20 protein-coding genes are annotated in these 20053 nt (G+C 49.1%); 7 read left to right on the top strand and 13 right to left on the bottom strand.

Features of this window, described 5'->3' with window-relative positions; all coding sequences use genetic code 11:
- Window positions 1-41: 41 nt before the first annotated feature.
- The 6 genes from wrbA to OSH01_RS08950 form a co-directional block, all read right to left on the bottom strand.
- A complete protein-coding gene (gene wrbA, locus OSH01_RS08975; protein WP_266123758.1) occupies window positions 42-641 on the bottom strand; it encodes an NAD(P)H:quinone oxidoreductase in 600 nt (199 codons plus the stop codon).
- Between the two features lie 132 nt (window positions 642-773).
- Entirely contained in the window at window positions 774-1202 is a 429-nt protein-coding gene (locus tag OSH01_RS08970; protein WP_266123757.1) for a PaaI family thioesterase, read from the bottom strand.
- The gene (locus tag OSH01_RS08965) at window positions 1165-1473 is read right to left on the bottom strand and encodes an I78 family peptidase inhibitor (RefSeq protein ID WP_266123756.1); all 309 of its coding nucleotides are present in this window, start codon (window positions 1471-1473) and stop codon (window positions 1165-1167) included. The genes OSH01_RS08970 and OSH01_RS08965 overlap by 38 nt, the downstream gene beginning before the upstream one ends.
- A gap of 69 nt (window positions 1474-1542) precedes the next feature.
- Window positions 1543-2109: a DNA-3-methyladenine glycosylase gene (locus tag OSH01_RS08960; RefSeq protein ID WP_266123755.1), complete on the bottom strand. Its 567-nt coding sequence runs from the start codon at window positions 2107-2109 to the stop codon at window positions 1543-1545.
- Complete coding sequence (locus OSH01_RS08955) at window positions 2106-3137, bottom strand: adenosine deaminase (RefSeq protein ID WP_266123754.1); 1032 nt, start codon at window positions 3135-3137, stop codon at window positions 2106-2108. Before OSH01_RS08955 ends, OSH01_RS08960 begins: the two co-directional genes overlap by 4 nt.
- Window positions 3138-3218: 81 nt before the next feature.
- Window positions 3219-3599 carry a DUF423 domain-containing protein gene (locus OSH01_RS08950; RefSeq protein ID WP_266123753.1) on the bottom strand — a complete coding sequence of 127 codons (381 nt, stop codon included), beginning with the start codon at window positions 3597-3599 and terminating at the stop codon, window positions 3219-3221.
- Window positions 3600-3707: 108 nt separating this feature from the next.
- Between OSH01_RS08950 and OSH01_RS08945 the strand changes: the two genes are divergently transcribed.
- The 7 genes from OSH01_RS08945 (at window position 3708) to OSH01_RS08915 (ending at window position 12187) form a co-directional block, all read left to right on the top strand.
- Window positions 3708-4709, top strand: a complete 1002-nt coding sequence (locus OSH01_RS08945; RefSeq protein ID WP_266123752.1) for a magnesium and cobalt transport protein CorA — start codon at window positions 3708-3710, stop codon at window positions 4707-4709.
- An 87-nt stretch (window positions 4710-4796) separates the two neighbouring features.
- Window positions 4797-5381 (top strand): thermonuclease family protein, encoded by a 585-nt coding sequence (locus OSH01_RS08940; protein ID WP_266123751.1) that lies wholly within the window; start codon window positions 4797-4799, stop codon window positions 5379-5381.
- Window positions 5375-7579: an ABC transporter substrate-binding protein gene (locus tag OSH01_RS08935; RefSeq protein WP_376918077.1), complete on the top strand. Its 2205-nt coding sequence runs from the start codon at window positions 5375-5377 to the stop codon at window positions 7577-7579. Before OSH01_RS08940 ends, OSH01_RS08935 begins: the two co-directional genes overlap by 7 nt.
- Window positions 7576-8553 (top strand): ABC transporter permease, encoded by a 978-nt coding sequence (locus OSH01_RS08930; RefSeq protein WP_266123750.1) that lies wholly within the window; start codon window positions 7576-7578, stop codon window positions 8551-8553. The genes OSH01_RS08935 and OSH01_RS08930 overlap by 4 nt, the downstream gene beginning before the upstream one ends.
- Before the next feature lie 5 nt (window positions 8554-8558).
- Window positions 8559-10007 carry an ABC transporter permease gene (locus OSH01_RS08925; protein WP_266123749.1) on the top strand — a complete coding sequence of 483 codons (1449 nt, stop codon included), beginning with the start codon at window positions 8559-8561 and terminating at the stop codon, window positions 10005-10007.
- Window positions 10004-11656, top strand: a complete 1653-nt coding sequence (locus OSH01_RS08920; protein ID WP_266123748.1) for an ABC transporter ATP-binding protein — start codon at window positions 10004-10006, stop codon at window positions 11654-11656. The genes OSH01_RS08925 and OSH01_RS08920 overlap by 4 nt, the downstream gene beginning before the upstream one ends.
- Window positions 11657-11734: 78 nt before the next feature.
- On the top strand, window positions 11735-12187 hold the full coding sequence (locus OSH01_RS08915) for a DUF1178 family protein (RefSeq protein WP_266123747.1): 453 nt from the start codon (window positions 11735-11737) through the stop codon (window positions 12185-12187).
- A 78-nt stretch (window positions 12188-12265) separates the two neighbouring features.
- Here the strand turns inward: OSH01_RS08915 and efp are convergent, their stop codons facing one another.
- The 7 genes from efp to prpC all read right to left on the bottom strand — a co-directional run bounded on the left by efp (window position 12266) and on the right by prpC (window position 20013).
- Window positions 12266-12823, bottom strand: coding sequence for an elongation factor P (gene efp, locus OSH01_RS08910; RefSeq protein ID WP_266123746.1), 558 nt, complete (start codon window positions 12821-12823; stop codon window positions 12266-12268).
- Between the two features lie 63 nt (window positions 12824-12886).
- Entirely contained in the window at window positions 12887-14011 is a 1125-nt protein-coding gene (gene earP / locus OSH01_RS08905) for an elongation factor P maturation arginine rhamnosyltransferase EarP (protein WP_266123745.1), read from the bottom strand.
- On the bottom strand, window positions 13989-15191 hold the full coding sequence (locus OSH01_RS08900) for a DUF2863 family protein (protein ID WP_266123744.1): 1203 nt from the start codon (window positions 15189-15191) through the stop codon (window positions 13989-13991). The genes earP and OSH01_RS08900 overlap by 23 nt, the downstream gene beginning before the upstream one ends.
- 136 nt (window positions 15192-15327) lie before the next feature.
- Window positions 15328-17913, bottom strand: a complete 2586-nt coding sequence (acnB, locus tag OSH01_RS08895) for a bifunctional aconitate hydratase 2/2-methylisocitrate dehydratase (RefSeq protein WP_266123743.1) — start codon at window positions 17911-17913, stop codon at window positions 15328-15330.
- A gap of 117 nt (window positions 17914-18030) precedes the next feature.
- The gene (locus OSH01_RS08890) at window positions 18031-18306 is read right to left on the bottom strand and encodes a GNAT family N-acetyltransferase (RefSeq protein WP_266123742.1); all 276 of its coding nucleotides are present in this window, start codon (window positions 18304-18306) and stop codon (window positions 18031-18033) included.
- A 16-nt stretch (window positions 18307-18322) separates the two neighbouring features.
- Window positions 18323-18724 carry a hypothetical protein gene (locus tag OSH01_RS08885; RefSeq protein ID WP_266123741.1) on the bottom strand — a complete coding sequence of 134 codons (402 nt, stop codon included), beginning with the start codon at window positions 18722-18724 and terminating at the stop codon, window positions 18323-18325.
- Between the two features lie 122 nt (window positions 18725-18846).
- A complete protein-coding gene (gene prpC / locus OSH01_RS08880; protein WP_266123740.1) occupies window positions 18847-20013 on the bottom strand; it encodes a bifunctional 2-methylcitrate synthase/citrate synthase in 1167 nt (388 codons plus the stop codon).
- Window positions 20014-20053: the final 40 nt, after the last annotated feature.

Below are 20053 nucleotides of genomic sequence, written 5' to 3'. Positions count from 1 at the left end.
TTGTTTGCGCAACGGCCTTTGCTTTTGTTAGTTACATGCGATTAAGCGTGTAGCTTTGTCGTAATTTCAGCGATATGACGTCCTTGGTAGTAGGCGCCATCCAGCTCGTTTTTTGAAGGCTGTCTAGAACCATCTCCTGCGGCAATAGTGCTGGCCCCGTAAGGGCTTCCGCCTGTCACTTCGTCAATGAGTGTTTGGCCGTTAAAACTATACGGCAAACCTACGACGACCATGCCAAAGTGTAATAAGTTCGTGATGATGCTCATTAGAGTGAGCTCTTGACCACCATGTTGAGTGGCTGTCGAGGTGAATGCTCCCCCTACCTTGCCGTTTAGTGCCCCTTTAGCCCATAGACCGCCTGCTTGATCTAAGAAGCTCGCCATTTGCGAGCTGATGCGGCCAAAGCGTGTTCCGGTACCGATAATAATGGCGTCGTAGTTTTCTAGTTCAGCGATCGTTGCAACAGGCGCCGCTTGATCCACTTTAAAGTGAGCAGCTTTAGCGACAGCTTCGGGAACAAGCTCTGGCACGCGTTTGATGTCGACGCTTGCGCCTGTAGAGCGTGCGCCCTCGGCAACGGCGGTAGCCATTTGTTCGATATGTCCGTACGCTGAGTAGTAAAGCACCAGTATTTTTGCCATTTGTGTACTCTCCGAAAGGTTTAAGTGATAAACGCTTCAAACACGACGACTGAGCCTAGTAAAATCTTGTAGGCCACGTAAGAGTAAAGTTAACTGATCTATGTCTATGAAGGCCAGACTTTACGGTATTTTTTACAAAGAAAATGTACAGGTGCTGTGGGCGAGAAGTTGCATGTGTTCATCGTAAGCTTTGACCTCACCGAAAATTAAGCTTCGGCCCCGCCGTAAAGTAGAACCGTGTATTGTTATGCTGTCTCCGCTTGGCTTATTTGCTAAGCTGGTGTTGCAGGTTTGCACCGCAAGCTCAGGCACGTCTAGGTGAGCCAACTGCATGACGAAGCAGGTTAGGGCCGTAAACGTAGAGCAACATAATTGGCCATTGTTTTGGGCTAAGCCTGTGTGCATCGCTTGCCGTAAAACGACCGTCCCGGGTCGTAGTTCCTCTAGGCTGGGAGGGTGGGCGCGTAAAGCAGCGGGTAAGTTTTGCTTAAGGTATTGCTGCGCTTGAGCCAAATTCTGTGCGTTAACCACAATAGACGTCTTGGATGTTATTGTTGGCATTCACTCGTACTGATAAGCGAGTCGGATCGTAATCGGTGGTGTACATACGGTCGGGCTGCATGACGCGAAGCTTATCAGCCCCAGCTTGTTCTTGGGCTCGTTTGAGCGTTGTTTCGCTGGCGGTTTGACCAATAATATTGACCTGACTTGCACGGCAGCCTTGTGAGCTAAGCGACGTGTGGGCACGTGGCGAGTTGGGTTCTTTGGTGCTTGCACAGGAGGCTAGCAAGCTTATCACAGCGATGACGGGGAACATTTTCAGAGTCATCATCTACTCCTTAAATATGTAAAGGTATAGCTATTATGATAGCGTCAGTGATATGTTCTCGCCTATAGCTAGTTAAGGTGATTTTCGTGAAAGGTGGGGGTGATTGGCGATGCAGTAACGTAAAGGAGCCAAGGCCCAATCCTGTGCGTAGTCTATACCTATTCTGGGGCCGGCATGGATCGTTGAGCTTTTTAAGGCAGGGGCATCGGCTATCCATAGGGGGCCATGACATAAGTCCGTGCCGTTAAGTTCACGGTTAATATGCATAGCCTTACACAGGCGTCCAGGGCCATGGGTGGCTAGCGTCACGCCACTGACAGGTTCCAAGGCCCGTAGCAGGACCGCCGAGGCTAGCCCAGCTTGTTGCGTGACGACATTTAAGCAGTGATGCATGCCGTAGATAAGGTAAATATACGCGTGCCCCGGTTCTCCAAACATGACTTCGGTGCGTGCGGTTCGGCCTTTGGAACTGTGTGCAGCTTTATCATGAGGTCCTAGATAGGCTTCTGTTTCTACGATGCGGGCTATTTGACAAGCTTGCCCGGCGTGTTCGTGGATCAGGTATTTACCTAGTAACTCAACCGCGACCACACGGGGGTCGCGGTGATAAAAATCACGATGTAGTGCTTGATAGCTCATGCAGGCAAGGGGCTTTGAGAAATTTTGCTTAGCCAGTGTTGTTTTTGTTCTGGGGGTAGAAAGCTGGCGTTGATGCTATTGGCAGCGAGTTGACGTATTTCTACGTCTGTTAAATCCAGTGCGTCGATCGTTTGCGTGTAGTTATCCAGCAGATACCCACCAAAATAAGCAGGATCGTCTGAGTTGATCGTCACGCACAATCCTTGGTCTAGCAATCGCTTAAGATTATGTTGTGTGAGGTCATTAACGACTTTTAAGCGTAGATTGGAGAGAGGGCACACAGTAAGGGGTGTGGCCTGGCTGCGCAGGCGCATCATTAGGGCTGGATCTTCCTCGCTGCGTATGCCGTGGTCGATTCTCTCTACTTGTAGTAGGTCTAGGGCGTCGCGTACATAGTCTGCGGGGCCTTCCTCACCAGCATGGGCGACCAGTCTGAAACCTAACTCTTTACAGCGTTCAAAGACACGTTGAAACTTTTCTGGGGGATTGCCTAGTTCGGCCGAATCCAGGCCGATGGCGATCCAGAGGTCTGCATATTGTTCGCGTAGGGGAAGGGCGGATTCTAAACAGGCGAAAGCATCGGCTTCGCTCAGATGCCGCAGAAAGCTCATAATCAGATAACTGCTAAGGCCTAGTTCTGTACGTGCTTGGCGTAGGGCCCGTGCTAGTCCTGCAAACACGACTTCAATGTCAATGCCGCGACTTGTATGAGTTTGTGGATCGAACATGATTTCTACGTGTACGGCGCCATCTTGATGCACGCGTTGCAGATAAGCCATGCTCATGTCGTAGAAATCTTGCTCTGTTTGTAGTACTTGGGCACCGGCATAATACAAGTCTAAGAACGACTGCAAGTTAGTGAAGCTGTAAGCTGCCCGCAAGCTGGCAATGTCGGGATAGGGTAAAGTCTGCTGATTGCGTTGAGCGAGTGCGAAAATGAGTTCAGGCTCAAGGGTGCCTTCTATGTGTAAATGTAATTCTGCTTTAGGTAGGGCACGTAGGGCGGCCGTTAAGGTGCTGGAAGTCATCGTCGCTCCATAGGATGGGTGAAGGGGATAGTGCCTAGTGTAGCGAGTAAAAGGCAAGTTATAGAAATAGCTCGACTATCGTTATCCTGTACGCTTACAACTGGCGATAAAAAGTAATAGCCACGCCAGCATAAGAGCCGTTCCACCCAAGGGGGTTACGGCCCCCAACATCCTGACTTGACTCAACACTAGAAAATATAGGCTACCCGAAAAAAGTATAATACCTGCCACCATTAGACGTGCACTCCAACGAATGAGGGAAAGGCGAAAGCGCTCTAGAGGTAAGACAGACAGAACGAGCAAACCCACACCGTGTATTAGTTGATAGAGCACCGCAGTGTGCCAGATGTCCAGATCGACACTGCTAACACGAGCCTTCAAGGCATGGGCTCCAAAGGCACCGCAGGCGACGCCCATAAAGAGAAAAAATGTGCCCCAGCGTAAATAATAAGTTTGTTTCATCGTTGGTGCTTTGTCTGTAAGCGGATTAGTAAAAGATGGAAGTACCTGATAAAGGTAGCTGCTTGCTGCTATTATCGGATAAAAAATAGCGACAGGAGTAAAAAGGGTATGTCCGCCAGCAAGCAGCAAGAGAGTAAGCCTATAGGCGTTAGGGCACAGGTTTGGTACAGGCCGGGGCAAGCGGCTAGACAGATAGAGACTGGGGAAGTGCCCAAAATTTTGGCTCAGGCAGAGGGGCTTCTGTGGACAGGCTTATATAATCCCGAGCCACAGATGCTCCATGAGGCAGGGCAGGCTTACGGTCTACCGGCCGATGCAATAGAAGAACTGCTGACTCCTCATAAGCGCCCTAAGCTGATTGAGTATGGCGATTTTTTGTTAGTGGTGGTGATTACGGTCGGGCTCAAAGATAAGCGTCCTGTCTTTGGCGAGACACAACTGCTCATTGGTAAAAATTTTCTATTAACTATCCGGCGTTCCTCGTTGATTCATCATAGCGATTTACGCGCTCGTTTAGAAAATGCCCCTGATTTATTAGCACGAGGCCCCGACTACGTGGCCTCAGAGCTGCTGGATTTGATCGTTGATCATTATTTGCAGGCTCTAGATGTGCTAGAGCGGGCCGTAGAAAGTATTGAGCAACAGTTCCTGTTGCATGGCTTTCGCGAGACGGATGTACGGCGAATTTATCGTCTGCGCCGTGATCTTTTGCGGACTCATACAGTGGTGACTCCGTTGGCAGAAATTTGTCAGCGCTTATCGCGTATCGAGAGCGAGGTGATTGATGTGCATGCTCGTGCTTATTACCTAGAAGTGTCAGATCGTGTGCGTCGTACATCGGAGTTCATTTACGCGCTCAGGGAGGCGGTCGCTTTTGCTTTTGAGGGGGGCATGATGATAGAGCAGATGAAACAGACCGACACTGGACGAAAACTGGCTGCGTGGGCTGCTATTTTGGCTGTTCCCACCGCTTTAGCGGGTATCTATGGCATGAATTTTAAAATTATGCCCGAGTTAGAGTGGACTTTAGGGTACCCGTTTATACTCAGTGTGATGGGAGGTGTTTGTGGCACCTTGTATTGGAAGTTCAAAAAAATGAAGTGGCTGTGATTTTTGGCGGAGTAGACAGCGTTCTATAAATACCTATAATTTGTAGGCCTTGTGTTGTTTTCATGGTTTTTCATCTGGGTCTATTACTTGAAAAAAAATACCCTGCTTACGTCGAAAAAAAAAGTATCAGCCTATGCGGTGGCGCTTGCGGCGGTATTGGCTATGTTGCTGGCAACTCCGTCAGACGAACCAACGACATCGCCAAGTAGCTTTTCCCTGGCAGGCACCTTGGTACGGGTGGCCGACGGCGACACCTTGACCATAAGGCTATCCAATGGCAAGACGCAGCGTGTGCGTTTAGCTAGCATAGATGCACCCGAGATGTATAAAAGCCCGCAGCAGCCTGGGCAGGAGTTTGCTCAGCACTCTGCACGCAGACTCAGTGATCTGGTGGATGCGTCCAGTGTAAACCTACGCTGCTATGAGTATGATCACTACGAGAGGGCGATTTGTGATGTGTTATTGCCTGATGGCCAGACAGCGAATCAAATATTAGTAGAGCAGGGTTTAGCCTGGGCCAATCAAGAAAAAAAAGGCCGTTTCCTACATGATAAGCAGATGCTTACTTTGGAGGATCAGGCCCGTACGAATAAGCGCGGTTTATGGTCTTCACCAAAACCTATCGCTCCTTGGAAATGGCGTTACGATTGTTGGCAGAAATCAGCATGTTAAAAAACTTGCGGATCGTATTGATCTTAGTGGTGCTAATGGTCTTATTAGTGCTAGGGGTGCGTCACCCCATTAATAGTCCGTATGGCCCCAAGGCGATGGAAGAAAACGCCTTATATACCGCTTTTACTTCGCGCTCCCCTAAACACTTAGACCCGGCGTTGTCGTACTCGGGGGATGAAACCCCTTTTACCTATTCTATTTATGAGCCCTTATATGGCTATCATTATCTAGAGCGCCCCTATCATTTAATACCTAAAACAGCGCAAGAGCTAAGTGAGCCCGTGTATTACGACAAGCAGGGTAAGGTATTGCCGCAAATCACACCGGGCGAACAGGTCTACAAAAGTGTATATACCATTCGGATTAAATCAGGTATCAAGTATCAGCCCCATCCTGCTTTCGCCCGCGATGCCAAGGGGCAGTATCGTTATTACCCCATGCCCTCTCTTGACTTAAGCCATGCTTACAGTATTGCTGATTTTCCTGAGGTGGGTACTCGCTACTTAACCGCTCATGATTACGTGTATGGCTTTAAGCGTTTGGCCAGCCCACGGTTGGCCTCTCCTATTTCGGCGGTTATGGCTGAGCACATATTGGGTTTCGAGCAGTTTGTAAAACAGCTAGCCGAACTGGATCGACAAGAGTCTAGATCTGCATGGCTCGATTTGCGCGAGCCAGTCCTGGAAGGGGTGCAGGCGATTGATGACCTCACCTTAGAAATTACAGTATTAGGTAAATATCCCCAATTTAAATATTGGCTGGCGATGACGTTCACTGCTCCGGTGCCGTGGGAGGCCGAGCGTTTTTATAGTCAGCCTGGCATGGCCGAACATAATTTAAGTCTGAACAGTTGGCCTGTAGGGACAGGTCCTTTTATGTTGACGGAGTCGATTACAAACCGTAGGCACATTTTAGAGCGTAATCCTAACTATCGCGGTGAGCCTTATCCTTGTACGGGAGAGCCAGGCGATCAAGCTGCTGGCCTGCTGCGTGACTGCGGGCAAATGATGCCGTTTTTGGATAAGGTGGTTTTTAGTATAGAGAAGGAAAGCGTTCCCTTGATGGGGAAATTTTTGCAAGGTTATTATGATGTGCCGCAGGTTGAGCGTGGCGAGTACGGCGTGGCAATGACTGTCGCGGCGGGCGACTCAGCAGATAAAGCACAACTATATGACGAGCGAGGCTTGCAACTGCGCACGAATGCTGAGCCAGGTTTGTTTTATCTAGGCTTTAATTGGCTCGACCCTGTTGTAGGGAAGGGGGATAGTGCAGAACAGGCAGAGCGAAATCGAAAATTGCGTTTGGCCATAAGCATCGCGTTTGATTGGGAGCAGTACGTCTCTATCTTCATGAATAGCCAAGCGTTGGTGGCACAGTCCCCTGTACCGCCCGGAGTGTTAGGTTATCAGCCTTTGCCCCAGGGGGCTAATCCCTACGTATACGAGCAAGAGGCTGATCAAATCAAGCGTCGTAGTCTTGAGGAAGCTCGTACATTGTTAGCACAGGCCGGTTACCCCGATGGCCGTGATGCCAAAACGGGCAAACCGTTGATCTTGTATTTTGACTCAATGACAGGGATGGGTGCTGATGCCAGTATGGACTGGATGCGGCGACAATTAGGGCAGATCGGTATACAGCTAGAAGTACGCGCCAGTGACTACAATCGTTTCCAGGAAAAGATGAAAAAAGGGGCGGCACAGTTATTTATTTGGGGTTGGAACGCCGACTATCCTGATGCTGAAAACTTTCTGTACCTGCTTTATGGTCCACAGGCTAAGGTGGCTCACGGGGGCGAAAATGCCAGTAATTATCATAATGCTGAGTACGATAGTTTATTTGAACAAATGCGTTATTTAGATGACGGACCGGAGAAAGAGTCAGTTATTCATCGCATGGTTGACATAGTGCGCCATGATGCCGCATGGATGTGGGGCTACATACCTAATTCAGGGGGGGCCTATCAGTCTTGGGTAGGAAATGCTAAACCCACTCAAATGGTGCGTGACTCACTACAGTATTTGCGTGTGGATAGTGAGCAGCGCAATCTGTTGACGCAGCAATGGAATAGACCGAATTGGTGGCCGATGGCGTTCTTTTTTGCCGCCATATGGGCGCTGATAGCGTTAGTTCGTGCTTTAGCGAAAAGGCGTCATCAAGCTCAGGCTTTGGAACCCAAGACTACTCGGAGCCGCGGATGATCACTTACATTATTCGACGATTGTTCTATGGTGTGTTCGTTCTGTTAGGGGTCAACTTGGTGACCTTCGTCCTCTTTTTCGCAGTGAATACGCCCGATGACATGGCCCGTTTAGCCATTGGGGGGCAGCGCGTCAGCCAAACTGCTATTGACAACTGGAAAGCCGAGCGGGGCTATGACAAACCCTTAATGTATAACCAGGCAGCACAGGGTAGTCAGAAATGGACCGACACTATTTTTTATGAGCGGTCGGTGCCTTTGCTTAGTATGGATTTTGGTTTGTCTGATCAGGGGCAAGATATTGGGCACCAAATTCGAACGCGCATGATGCCCAGCTTAGCTCTGGCCATACCAACCTTTATCTTAGGTTTGCTAGTTTGCGTGTCATTTGCGTTGCTGATGGTGTTTTTCCGTGGGAGCCGATTAGATTTTGCCAGTGTATGCCTCTGTGTCTTCTTACTATCCATATCCGGGCTGTTTTATATTATTGCCGGGCAATGGATGTTTGCACGGGTGCTGCAATGGGTGCCATACTCAGGCTGGAATGAGGGATGGACCAATTGGCGTTTTTTAGTCCTGCCGGTCGCCATTGGTATTATTTCTAGGCTAGGGCCCGAGGCACGTTTTTATCGTACCTTGTTTTTGGAAGAAGCAAGTAAGGACTATGTACGTACTGCACGCGCCAAAGGCTTGGCAGAGCGGTGGGTATTATTCAGACATGTGCTACCCAATGCGATGCTACCCATCTTGACAGGAACAGTGGCGGCGCTGCCTTTATTGTTTATGGGTAGTTTAATTTCGGAATCTTTCTTTGGTATTCCCGGGCTGGGTAGTTACACCATTGATGCCATTAACGCGCAAGATTTTTCGATTGTGCGCGCTATGGTGTTTCTGGGCTCCGTGATGTATATCCTAGGGCTGTTATTAGCTGATATTTCTTATACCCTAGCCGATCCTCGTATTCGCTTTGACTAATGCCTATGCCTGAGATTATTTTTCTTTGGACCGATACCTTTGTACTATGTTTAGTGCTGGCAGTATTGGTTTACATTATACGAGTTAAGCGTAGCCCCTCATTGCGATCAGCCTGGGCTAGCGTGGCACGCACCCCCTCGGCGATGTGCGCTGCTGTCATACTTTTGTTCTTTTTGTTGGTTGGCTTATTAGACTCGGTTCATTATCGGCCCCTGATAGCTCCGGCCCCAGGTCAAGAGCATAGTACCCGTCAATATTCTCCCATTGCTCGTTCAGTGCTAGATGATGTATTGGATTGGGCGAATATGGCAGCGGTTGAGAAAACATACTCTGCACCGTTATCACGCTATCAGTTTTCCAAAGAAAGCATGCTAGTGGATGGGCAGGCGGTACGAGATTTTCCGCGTCTAAAGGCGGCAGGGGTGGGCATCGATACCCACGCACAGCATCAACAAGACTTATGGCGTTTAGCTAGTTGGTCGATATGTTGGGGTTTGCTCTGGAGCATATTCTTAGCCGTTTTACTTAGCCTGTGGGGGCGGACCCGAGCAGGCGTCAATAGCTGGCGCAACGCATTGTTGTTTTGGTGGCAAGGGCAAGGTCTAGTCCCATGGCGTGGTGTGTGGGTCACAACCGGCATTTTAGGTTTTGTGCTGATAGGTATTGTTGTTTTTAGCAGTAATTACCATGTGTTAGGGACAGATCGAACGGGTAACGATATTGTCTGGCAAGCGCTAAAAAGTGTGCGTACTGCGTTAGTCATTGGCACACTGACGACTTTTGCGATGTTGCCTCCAGCTTTGATTTTTGGTTTGGCGGCAGGGTATTTTCGGGGTTGGGTCGATGATTTAATTCAATATCTTTACACTACCCTAACATCGATTCCAGGGGTGTTGTTAATCGCGGCTTGCGTGTTGATGATGCAAGTGTATATCGATACCCATGCGGAGCTTTTTACGACCGTGGCGGCACGAGCTGATTTGCGCTTGTTTTTACTGTGTCTGATTTTGGGGTTGACAGGGTGGTCGGGCCTATGCCGCTTATTGCGTGCCGAGGCCATGAAACTACGCGAGCTCGATTATGTGCAAGTGGCCAAAGCATTTGGTGTAGGCCACACACGGATCATGTTTAAGCATTTATTGCCTAATGTGATGCACATTGTCCTCATTACGATAGTGCTAGAGTTTTCGGGGCTTGTGTTATACGAAGCGGTGCTTTCTTACCTAGGCATAGGAGTTGACCCAAGCATGCCCTCGTTCGGTCGGATGATTGATGCCTCACGCACTGAACTGGCTCGCGACCCCATGATTTGGTGGGGCCTAACCGGAGCGTTTATGACGATGTTAGCTCTAGTGCTGTCAGCCAATATATTTGCTGATGCAGTGCAAACAGCCTTTGATCCACGTACCCGCAGGTTGGCCCTACCTCGTTTGCGTGCACGGAGCCAAGCATGACTAGTTCTACTGCATCCCTAGTGGATGTGCGCGGTCTACAGGTCAGTGTGCAGTCTGAAAATGGGGTACATCTTGCCGTGAAGCACTTGTCTTTAGCCGTTGCTCGTGGCCAGACCTTTGCTTTAGTGGGTGAGTCAGGCTGTGGAAAAAGCATGACGGCCATGGCTTTAATGCGTTTGCTGCCAGAGGTGGCAAGCATAGAAGCGGGCGAGGTTATTTTGGGACACGAGGACTTGCCACGCCTTAGTGAGCAGGCGATGCAAAATGTACGCGGAGCAAAAATCAGTATGATTTTTCAGGAACCTGCCACGAGTTTGAATCCGGTCATGAGCATCGGGCAGCAGGTTGCGGAAGTTATCGCGCGTCATGAAGGCGGTCGTCGTGTTGCGCATAAACAGAAAGCGATATCCTGGTTGGATCGTGTTGGGATTGTTAACGCTAGCGAGCGTTATGATGATTTTCCGTTTCAATTTTCCGGTGGTCAAAAACAGCGCATTATGATTGCGTTAGCCTTAGCCGCTGAGCCACAGCTACTCGTGGCCGATGAACCAACAACAGCCTTAGATGTTACTGTACAGGCTCAGGTTTTACAGTTACTTGCCGACATACAGCAAGAAATGGGGTTGGGAATTTTATTGATTACGCATGATTTGGCAGTGGTACGTCAGCATGCCAATTATGTGGCCTTGATGCGGTCAGGGGAAATTGTAGAATCAGGGCCAGCGGAATCATTTTTTTCAGCGCCTACTCACCCCTATGCTAAAGAGTTATTAGCAGCCATTCCTACTTTCGCTCGCCGCGGCTATAGCTTGACCAGTGGGCAGTGTTTGCCTGCCAAACACTTGGAGCATGCTAAAAAGGTATTAAATATCAGTAATTTGCAGGTCAGCTATAAACAGAGAGGTGGGCTTTTTAAAAAAACCTCTTCTGTGGCTATTGTTAAAGACTTTTCTTTACATTTATATGCGGGTGAAACCTTAGCGCTGCTTGGTTCTTCGGGGTGTGGTAAGAGCACGGTAGCGCGTAGTTTGTTGCGCTTATTGGATAAGCAGGCCGTAGTAGCAGGACAGGTGGATTTCTTGGGACAGGATGTGTTGAAGGCTCGCGGCAAGGACTTGCATGCCATCCGTTCCGGCTTGCAAATTGTATTTCAAGACCCGTACGCTTCATTAGATCCCCGTATGATGGTGGGCGAGATTTTAGATGAGGGCATGGCCGCTCTACGAACTGATTTTTCTCGCTCAGAGCGCCAAGCTAGGGCAAAAAGGCTTATAGAGCAAGTGGGTTTGCCAAATAACACGCTCATCCGATATCCGCACGAGTTTTCGGGTGGACAAAGGCAACGTATTGCGATCGCTAGAGCCCTGGCCGTTGAGCCTAAGGTGTTGATATGTGATGAGCCTACCTCAGCCTTAGACGTCTCGGTACAAGCTCAAATTCTGGATTTATTGCAACAATTACAAGCCGATTTAGGCTTGGCTTATTTGTTGATCACGCATAATTTTGGTGTTGTCGAGTACATGGCGGACCGAGTGGCTATTATGGACGCAGGTTCCATTATTGAGCAGGGGGCTGCGGAGAATATCTTATTTCATCCGCAGACAGAGCAAACACGTCGGCTTTTAGCGGCAGTGCCACGCATTAACTAGCCAAGATCATTACCAATTCATGTGGGCACCTCTACAATGCTCAGTTATATGTTTCAATTCTTTGTTAGGTAATATGCCGTGAAAGTTTTTGATTTACAGTGCCAGCACGGTCATGTTTTCGAGGGCTGGTTTCGCTCCAGAGAGAACTTTGATCAGCAGATCGAACAGGGGTTATTGCAGTGCCCTGTCTGCAGCAGCGCGCAAATCGAACGTAAGCTGACCGCCGCCCGTATTAATACAGGAGCGAAAGAACCGACCTCAGCACCCAGCACAAGTACTGCAGCTAGCGCTGTGACTCCTAGTGTTGAGACAATGCAAAGTCAGGCTATAAAGCAGTTACGCGCCTTGGTGAGGCAAACAGAAGATGTAGGAGCGCGATTTGCCCAAGAGGCTAGGCGTATGCATGAAGGGGATATAGAAGCGCGCGCTATCCGTGGGCAGGCTACTCAGAAGGAGTGCTTGGAGTTGCTGGAGGATGGCGTAGAGCTGATGCCTATCCCTGCTTTTTTGGATGACGACCGTTTGCAATAAAGCCGTTGCTTAGTAAGTACGTTAACGCAAAGGGCCACTCATTATGAGTGGCCCTTACTGTGTTACTTGTACGACAGCTTAGTTTACACGGCTGCGGTATTCGTTGGTGCGAGTGTCAATTTCAATTTTGTCACCGATGTCGCAGAACATAGGTACGCTCAGTTCCATGCCAGTGGATAGTTTTGCTGGTTTGAGCACTTTACCGGACGTATCACCGCGTACTGCAGGTTCGGTGTAGGTGATCTCTCGTACCACGATAGTGGGGAGCTCAACAGAGATAGCACGGCCATCATAGAATACTACTTCTACTTCCATGTTTTCTTCTAAGTAGTTTAGCGCGTCGCCCATGCTTTCAGCTTCAATTTCGTACTGGTTGTACTCTTGATCCATAAATACATACATAGGATCACCGAAATACGAATAAGTGCATTCGCGTTTGTCTAACATGACTATTTCAAACTTTTCGTCGGCCTTGTGTACTGCCTCACTAGGTGAGCCTGTTAACAGGTTTTTGAATTTTAATTTGACAACAGCAGCATTACGTCCAGATTTGTTGTACTCGGTTTTTTGAACTACGAGTGGGTTGCCGTTCAACATGACTACGTTGCCAACGCGCAATTCTTGTGCGGTTTTCATGGAAAAAGAACTCCGTTCAGGGGCTCCGCGCATATCGAGGAGCATTAGCGTAAACCATGTATTTTACCGTGTTCGGGCGACTTGAGCATAAAAAGACAGAATAGCGTTGCTTAATTCTGGCCCGTTGATGAGTTTTTCACTAAAACTTGCCGCTTGAGCTTGCCATTCAGACCAGTTGTGGGGCTGGAAAAGCTGCTCTAGCGCCGGACGTAAGTCATGCCCCGCGGCTTGACTCCATGCGTAATGTGCCTGCTGTACGCTAGGATTATACGAGGTGTGTTGTAGCCAAGCCGCGAGTTTTTCCAGGTGCCAGTTATCATCTTGGTAATAGGGTTGCCAAATCATGGGTTTAGCGGCCCAAATAGCCCGTACTAGAGAGTCCTCTCCACGCACTATATTAAGGTCGCTACACCAAAGCACGCAGTCAAAATCGGTTTGGCTAATAGGGGGGAGGATATGCAAGGCAAGTTTTGGTGTGGGCGTAAACGTAAAGTGCCGGGCCACACTGGCTGGAACCAGGAGCAAGGTGTTGTGTTCCTGCAAAACTTGTAATAGCTCTTGAACAGGGGCGTTGGGGTAGCAAAACAAAAAGATAACTTTACGCTGTGCGAGTTGAGCTACCAGCTCTTCGTCTACGCCTAAATAACGTAAAAAATCCCGTCTTGTCTCACTATTTGCTTGTAGTGCGTCGCGTTCAGATACAAGATCTTTTTCACGCAGTAAGCCGCCTGTTTCGGGGGTGAAACCGGGGAAGAAAAAGTATTTTGTTTGGCCTCCCGCTTGGGGGGAAGCACCCAGATGAAAAGAAGGTACCCACTTTTCAGCCGATAAATACTCTAGATTGAGCCACAAGGTGTGTGCCCCAACATGCTGTTTGACGCTTTCTGGTAGTTCGCAGGCAAAAGCCTCTATGAGTAGCTCTAATGGAGGTGGAAATACGCAGTCTTGGCGCCAGTTTAGGACTTCAATTCCTTGGCTGCGTTGTAAGTGTAGATGAGGTTGAATCTCTGGATTGATATGGGTAAAGCTATGAAGATCGTCGACCCAGAGACGTACTTGTGGTAATTGGTGCCGCAGTTGGCGTGCTAGTCGCCAACATACCCCAATGTCGCCATAGTTATCGATAACGCGGCAGTAAATATCAGCGCCATTAGGGGTCATAGGTTTAATGTAGCTGGACTGGCTCAAGGTTAATTTCGTCGGGAAGCTCAGGGTGCTTCAGTTCTCCCTGCACGCTAGGAAAAAATGGAGCCTGGCAGTCCTCGCAAGTCTCGGGAGTATAGATGCCGGGATGGCGCTGTATGCCTTCCACTCCTAAGCTTTTCAATAAGGCTGCAATCGTATCCGGAATATCGATGTGTTCTGCATCTGATTTGCTGCTATCGACTTCGTCTTGGCTGAGCACAGGCCAAATGCACCCGTATATCACAGCACTAGAGCCTTTGACGCTAAAACCAACACGATATTCTTCGATGTGTTCTTGACCGCAAGCAGCAATAGAAACGATGAGTTCTTGAGGTTGGATATTGGCGGCAGCCTGTAGCCAACTGACCCCAGCTTGTATTGTTAAGGGACGAATTTCACGATCGGCTTCGCGAATATTATGATAGTAGCCATTAGGAGGTAAAAACTGTACTTGGCAGCCCATAAGCAGAGGAGCAAGTTGTTGTTGGCATAACTCACGCCAAGACTGATGCACGCGCTCAGTGGCTTCAGGGGGAGCATCTAGGGCTTCCTGCCATTGAAACAGAGGCATCCCTACGGGGGTAATAGCCACACCAACTAAAAAGCGTGCGTCAGCCAGCAAGTTGCCGGTTTCACTATTATTGGCAAGTTCAAACCCAGCACCGTCGGGAACGAGCGCCTGATGCGCAAGTTTTTGTGTCCATTCGTGCACCTGTCTGAAGGTTTCAGGCATGGTGTCGTAATTAACCAGCTCGTGTAGCAAAGCTAGGCGAGTGTGGGCAGTAAAGACATGCTCCTGTAGGCCTTGGCGTAGCGTATCTATGCTGTGCGAGGGTAAATGACCCGGAGGCAATTGATAGCGAGTCCACAGTGTCATGGGAGCAGTGAATAGCAGTGCTTCGTAGTGCTGCCCTTGATGCTCGATGACCATGCTTTCAGCCATAGATTCTGTGTGCTCTAGGACTATTTCATAGTGCTGTAAGAGCTCGTGTTGGAGGAGTAAGTCGAGTGTTTGTTCAATAGACTGATTTTTTTTACTACTCAGCAGCTTGTTTAGTAGGCTACACAATAGCTTATGCCAGTATTTTTCTTCTACGAGCGAGCCAGAACGCATCATGGCGTCAGCGTAGTGGATGAGACGCTGTACGTCTTTAGGTGACTGAGTAAACAGTTGAGGTGTCATAAAGGGCATGGCGACTTTTTTGGATAGCTATGTGTCTAGTTTAACCCGCCATGAGGATAAATATAGCGTAGTAGGCTAGCAAAAAAAACACCCCCGATGCTTAGGGCAGCGGGGGTGTTCAGGTGGAGCAGTTACATTACAGACCTACGGAGTCGGCAATTTCTTTGAACTCTTCAATTTGATCGAAGTTCATATAGCGATAAATATTGTCGCTATCGCTTTCTAAAATGCCCATATCGGCCAAGTACTCTTCACGTGTGGGGATACGTCCCAAGCGTGAGCAAATGGCGGCCAGTTCAGCAGAGCCTAAAAACACGTTTGTGTTCTTGCCCAAACGGTTGGGGAAGTTACGGGTGCTGGTAGACATCACCGTAGCACCTTCACGCACTTGAGCTTGGTTACCCATACACAAAGAGCAGCCTGGCATTTCCATGCGAGCCCCGGCTACGCCTAACACACCGTAGTGGCCTTCCTCGGTCAATTGTTGTTGATCCATTTTGGTAGGTGGTGCGACCCATAAACGAGTAGGAATATCGCGTTTGCCTTCCAATAGCTTAGACGCAGCACGGAAGTGCCCGATGTTAGTCATGCAACTACCAATAAAGACTTCGTCAATTTGGGTGCCAGCAACGTCTGAAAGCGTTTTCACGTCATCGGGATCGTTCGGGCAAGCTACGATAGGCTCATGAATCTCTGCCAAATCGATGTCGATGACTGCTGCATATTCTGCGTCAGCATCTGGCTCAAGGAGTTGCGGATTAGCCAACCACTCTTCCATGGCTTTGATGCGGCGTGTAATAGTGCGCTCATCTTCATAGCCGTTTGCAATCATCCACTTGAGCAGCGTAATGTTGCTGTTCAAGTATTCAATGATGGGCTCTTGATTCAGGCGGACAGTACATGCTGCTGCGGAACGCTCGGCTGAAGCATCAGACAGCTCAAAAGCCTGTTCGATCTTCAGGTTCGGCAAGCCTTCGATTTCTAGAATGCGCCCTGAGAAAATGTTTTTCTTGCCTGCTTTTTCGACGGTTAATAAACCCTGCTTAATGGCATAGAAAGGAATGGCGTTAACCAAGTCGCGCAACGTAACGCCAGGCTGCATTTCGCCTTTAAAGCGCACCAGTACGGATTCGGGCATATCCAAAGGCATGACACCCGTGGCAGCTGCAAAAGCGACTAAGCCAGAGCCAGCTGGGAAGCTGATGCCGATTGGAAAACGAGTGTGCGAGTCACCGCCTGTACCAACGGTATCAGGCAAGAGCATGCGGTTCAACCAAGAGTGAATAATACCGTCACCAGGACGCAAGGAAACACCACCACGTGTACTAATAAATGCTGGCAGCTCATGATGTGTTTTGACGTCTACGGGCTTAGGATACGCCGCGGTGTGGCAGAATGACTGCATGACTAGGTCAGACGAGAATCCTAGACAAGCCAAGTCTTTCAATTCATCGCGGGTCATGGGGCCAGTGGTATCCTGACTACCAACGGTAGTCATGCGTGGTTCGCAGTAGGTGCCTGGGCGTACGCCGGTACCCTCTGGTAGACCGCAAGCACGACCTACCATTTTCTGCGCCAAGGAAAAACCACGTTTGGTATCTGAAGGATTCTGCGGCAAGCGGAACAAGGTAGTAGGAGGCAATCCGAGCGCCTCGCGAGCACGTGTGGTAAGACCGCGACCAATGATCAGGGGAATACGACCACCTGCACGAACCTCGTCAAAGAGGACATCGGACTTGACTTCAAACTCGGCAATGACTTCGCCATTTTTCAGTGCTTTACCTTCATAGGGGCGCAGTTCCACCACATCGCCCATTTCCATATTGGATACATCAAGCTCAATGGGCAGCGCGCCAGCGTCTTCCATGGTGTTGTAGAAGATAGGAGCAATTTTGCTACCTAGGCAAACACCACCGAACCGCTTATTAGGGACGAAAGGTATATCTTGGCCTGTGTACCACAGCACTGAGTTGGTCGCGGACTTGCGTGAGGAGCCTGTACCAACTACGTCACCCACGTAGGCGATCAAGTGACCTTTTTCTTTTAAGGATTCAATGAACTTAATAGGACCAATTTTGCCGGGCTCGTCGGGCTCAATACCTGGACGAGGGTTCTTAAGCATGGCCAGTGCATGTAGCGGAATATCAGGACGGCTCCACGCATCGGGCGCAGGAGATAGATCGTCAGTGTTGGTTTCGCCAGTGACTTTAAATACGGTGACAGTCAGGCTTTCGGGGACTTCAGGACGGCTGGTGAACCACTCGCCATCGGCCCAGCTTTGTAGCACAGCTTGAGCATGTGCGTTACCTTGATCTGCTTTTTCTTTGACGTCGTGGAAGGCATCAAACATCAATAGCGTTTTTTTCAGGCCGTCGGCAGCGATGGGAGCGAGTTCGGCATCATCCAATAATTGGATGAGCGGCGAAATGTTGTAGCCGCCCAGCATGGTGCCGAGTAATTCGGTGGCACGGGCGCGGCTGATTAGGCTACAGGCTTCCGTGCCCAATGCCAAAGCAGTTAAGTAGGAGGCTTTAACGCTAGCGGCTTCGTCCACACCAGCGGGGACACGATGAACTAATAGGTCCAGCAGGAAATCCTCTTCGCCAGCCGGTGGGTTTTTGATCAGTTCGATAAGATCGGCAGTTTGCTGCGCTGACAAAGGCAGCGGTGGTATGCCTTGCGCTGCACGTTCGGCAGCGTGTTCACGGTAAGATTCCAACATGTGGCAGGCCTATCGGTAAGAGGTTGAGTACAAATAATGAGTGACTGCTTCAATTGTAGATTGAAGCGGTGTATGAATCAATGGTCTTATATCTTATATAAGACTTGGGCCGCTGTTTTAAGGTAACAAGTTAGCAAATTCAGGATGACGCTTAATGTACGCCTCGGCGTAGCTGCAGGCGGGAACAACTTTCCAGTCGTTTTTCTGGGCTGTTTGTAAAGCATGCCGCGTTAAATCGGCAGCAATGCCACGGCCTTCTAAGGCAGAGGGGACAACAGTGTGGGTAATGGTCATGACTTGATCACGTAACTCGTAATCAATAATGCTGCGTAAGCCGTCTTCTAGGTAAAAAAACTGTTGCTCGTCGCGATCGTGTTGTATTGTCCGGTGCATAGCAAAGTCCTAATGATTAAGCTAAAGCTGTCTGTAATCCAATAAGTGCCCATACGCTTAGCATGCTGATTATGCCCAGTAAGCAGCCTCCCCAGAAGCCCATTAATGGCCACTTAACAGAGAGTGGAACCGTATCGGCTTTGACGTGTGGGAGTAGGGTGTTGGCTTGGCCAAAAATCCAGCCACGAGAGTTAGAAAAGTTTAAACGTATAAAGTAATCTAACAAAATGCCCATTTTTAATGAGAGTGGCAACTGCTCCCAACTATATTTCTCTAGGTAAGGATGCTTCAAGGCCTGGTTTGTTTTACGTAGATTGAATAAAAACAGATACAGACCAGAAACAAGGCAAGCAAAGGCGCAGGCCACGAGCAAGGTAGCACTAAAGGGCAGGGCGTAATGTACAAAAGTGGATAACATGTTGCAGTGCAGAGTATGGCGTTAAAAGCCCCAGCGAAGAGCTAGGGCTTTGAGTGTGCAGCTAGTTTGCCAGATATTTAGGCCCGCGCAAGCAGAAATGCTTGATTGAGCCATACTCTGATTTATGAGCGCTGATCCAAGGGAACAAAATCTAGATTTTCCGGGCCTACGTAATTAGCTGTAGGACGGATAATTTTGTTGTCGACACGCTGCTCTATGATGTGGGCAGCCCAACCGGCGGTACGGGCAATCACAAATAGAGGGGTGAACATGGCAGTGGGTACTCCCATGGTGTGATAGGAAACCGCTGAGAACCAGTCTAAGTTGGGGAACATTTTTTTCACTTCCCACATGACTGTCTCCAGACGTTCTGCAATGTCATACATTTTTGTGTTGTTATCAGCTACGGCTAATTCCTTGGCAACTGACTTGATAACCTCGTTGCGTGGATCGGATACTGTATAGACAGGGTGACCAAATCCGATAATGACTTCTTTATTAGCCACACGTTCGCGAATGTCTGCCTCAGCTTGGTCTGGAGTTTCGTAGCGTTTTTGAATTTCAAAAGCAACTTCGTTTGCGCCGCCATGTTTGGGGCCACGCAGAGCACCAATCGCACCTGTAATAGCCGAGTACATATCGGAGCCCGTACCAGCGATTACTCGGCTGGTAAAGGTTGATGCATTAAATTCATGTTCAGCATAAAGATTGAGGGAAATGTGCATCGCACGCTCCCACTCAGGGCTGGGTTTTTCGCCGTGCAGCAAGTGCAGGAAGTGACCACCTATACTGTCGTCATCCGTCTGTACATCGATCATTTCGCCGTTATGGCTGAAGTGGTACCAGTACAGTAGTGCGGAGCCTAGGCTTGCCATAAGGCGGTCGGCGATATCGCGTGCATCGGGTAAGTTATGATCGTCTTTTTCAGGCAGAGTGCAACCTAACACCGATACGGCTGTGCGCATCACATCCATAGGGTGGCTATGCGCAGGTAGAGCCTCTAGGGCGGTTTGTACAGTTAGTGGTAATCCACGCAGACGCTTGAGTTTAGTTTTGTAGGCCTGTAACTCTGCTTTATTGGGCAGCTTGCCATGTACGAGCAAGTGAGCCACTTCCTCAAATTCGCACGCTTTGGCCAGATCTAAGATGTCGTAACCACGGTAATGAAGATCGTTACCCGTGCGGCCCACGGTGCATAAAGCGGTATTGCCCGCTACAACGCCAGAGAGAGCGACTGATTTTTTTGGTTTAAAGGTGCTGCTAGTGGCTTGTGTTTCTGTATTGCTCATTAGATGTGCTCCTGATGTTATAAAAATATCGTCGTGATGT

It is taken from the genome of Alcaligenes endophyticus, from assembly GCF_026344035.1.
Taxonomy (GTDB): Bacteria; Pseudomonadota; Gammaproteobacteria; order Burkholderiales; family Burkholderiaceae_B; genus Alcaligenes; species Alcaligenes endophyticus.
Note: the sequence above shows the minus strand (reverse complement) of the source record. Positions and strands in the feature narration are given on the sequence as shown.

Bases quoted from the DNA above. Each gene is read 5' to 3' on its own strand.
- wrbA (WP_266123758.1), bottom strand. From the start codon at position 641: ATGGCAAAAATACTGGTGCTTTACTACTCAGCGTACGGACATATCGAA.
- OSH01_RS08970 (WP_266123757.1), bottom strand. From the start codon at position 1,202: ATGCCAACAATAACATCCAAGACGTCTATTGTGGTTAACGCACAGAAT.
- OSH01_RS08965 (WP_266123756.1), bottom strand. From the start codon at position 1,473: ATGATGACTCTGAAAATGTTCCCCGTCATCGCTGTGATAAGCTTGCTA.
- OSH01_RS08960 (WP_266123755.1), bottom strand. From the start codon at position 2,109: ATGAGCTATCAAGCACTACATCGTGATTTTTATCACCGCGACCCCCGT.
- OSH01_RS08955 (WP_266123754.1), bottom strand. From the start codon at position 3,137: ATGACTTCCAGCACCTTAACGGCCGCCCTACGTGCCCTACCTAAAGCA.
- OSH01_RS08950 (WP_266123753.1), bottom strand. From the start codon at position 3,599: ATGAAACAAACTTATTATTTACGCTGGGGCACATTTTTTCTCTTTATG.
- OSH01_RS08945 (WP_266123752.1), top strand. From the start codon at position 3,708: ATGTCCGCCAGCAAGCAGCAAGAGAGTAAGCCTATAGGCGTTAGGGCA.
- OSH01_RS08935 (WP_376918077.1), top strand. From the start codon at position 5,375: ATGTTAAAAAACTTGCGGATCGTATTGATCTTAGTGGTGCTAATGGTC.
- OSH01_RS08930 (WP_266123750.1), top strand. From the start codon at position 7,576: ATGATCACTTACATTATTCGACGATTGTTCTATGGTGTGTTCGTTCTG.
- OSH01_RS08925 (WP_266123749.1), top strand. From the start codon at position 8,559: ATGCCTGAGATTATTTTTCTTTGGACCGATACCTTTGTACTATGTTTA.
- OSH01_RS08920 (WP_266123748.1), top strand. From the start codon at position 10,004: ATGACTAGTTCTACTGCATCCCTAGTGGATGTGCGCGGTCTACAGGTC.
- efp (WP_266123746.1), bottom strand. From the start codon at position 12,823: ATGAAAACCGCACAAGAATTGCGCGTTGGCAACGTAGTCATGTTGAAC.
- OSH01_RS08900 (WP_266123744.1), bottom strand. From the start codon at position 15,191: ATGACACCTCAACTGTTTACTCAGTCACCTAAAGACGTACAGCGTCTC.
- acnB (WP_266123743.1), bottom strand. From the start codon at position 17,913: ATGTTGGAATCTTACCGTGAACACGCTGCCGAACGTGCAGCGCAAGGC.
- OSH01_RS08890 (WP_266123742.1), bottom strand. From the start codon at position 18,306: ATGCACCGGACAATACAACACGATCGCGACGAGCAACAGTTTTTTTAC.
- OSH01_RS08885 (WP_266123741.1), bottom strand. From the start codon at position 18,724: ATGTTATCCACTTTTGTACATTACGCCCTGCCCTTTAGTGCTACCTTG.
- prpC (WP_266123740.1), bottom strand. From the start codon at position 20,013: ATGAGCAATACAGAAACACAAGCCACTAGCAGCACCTTTAAACCAAAA.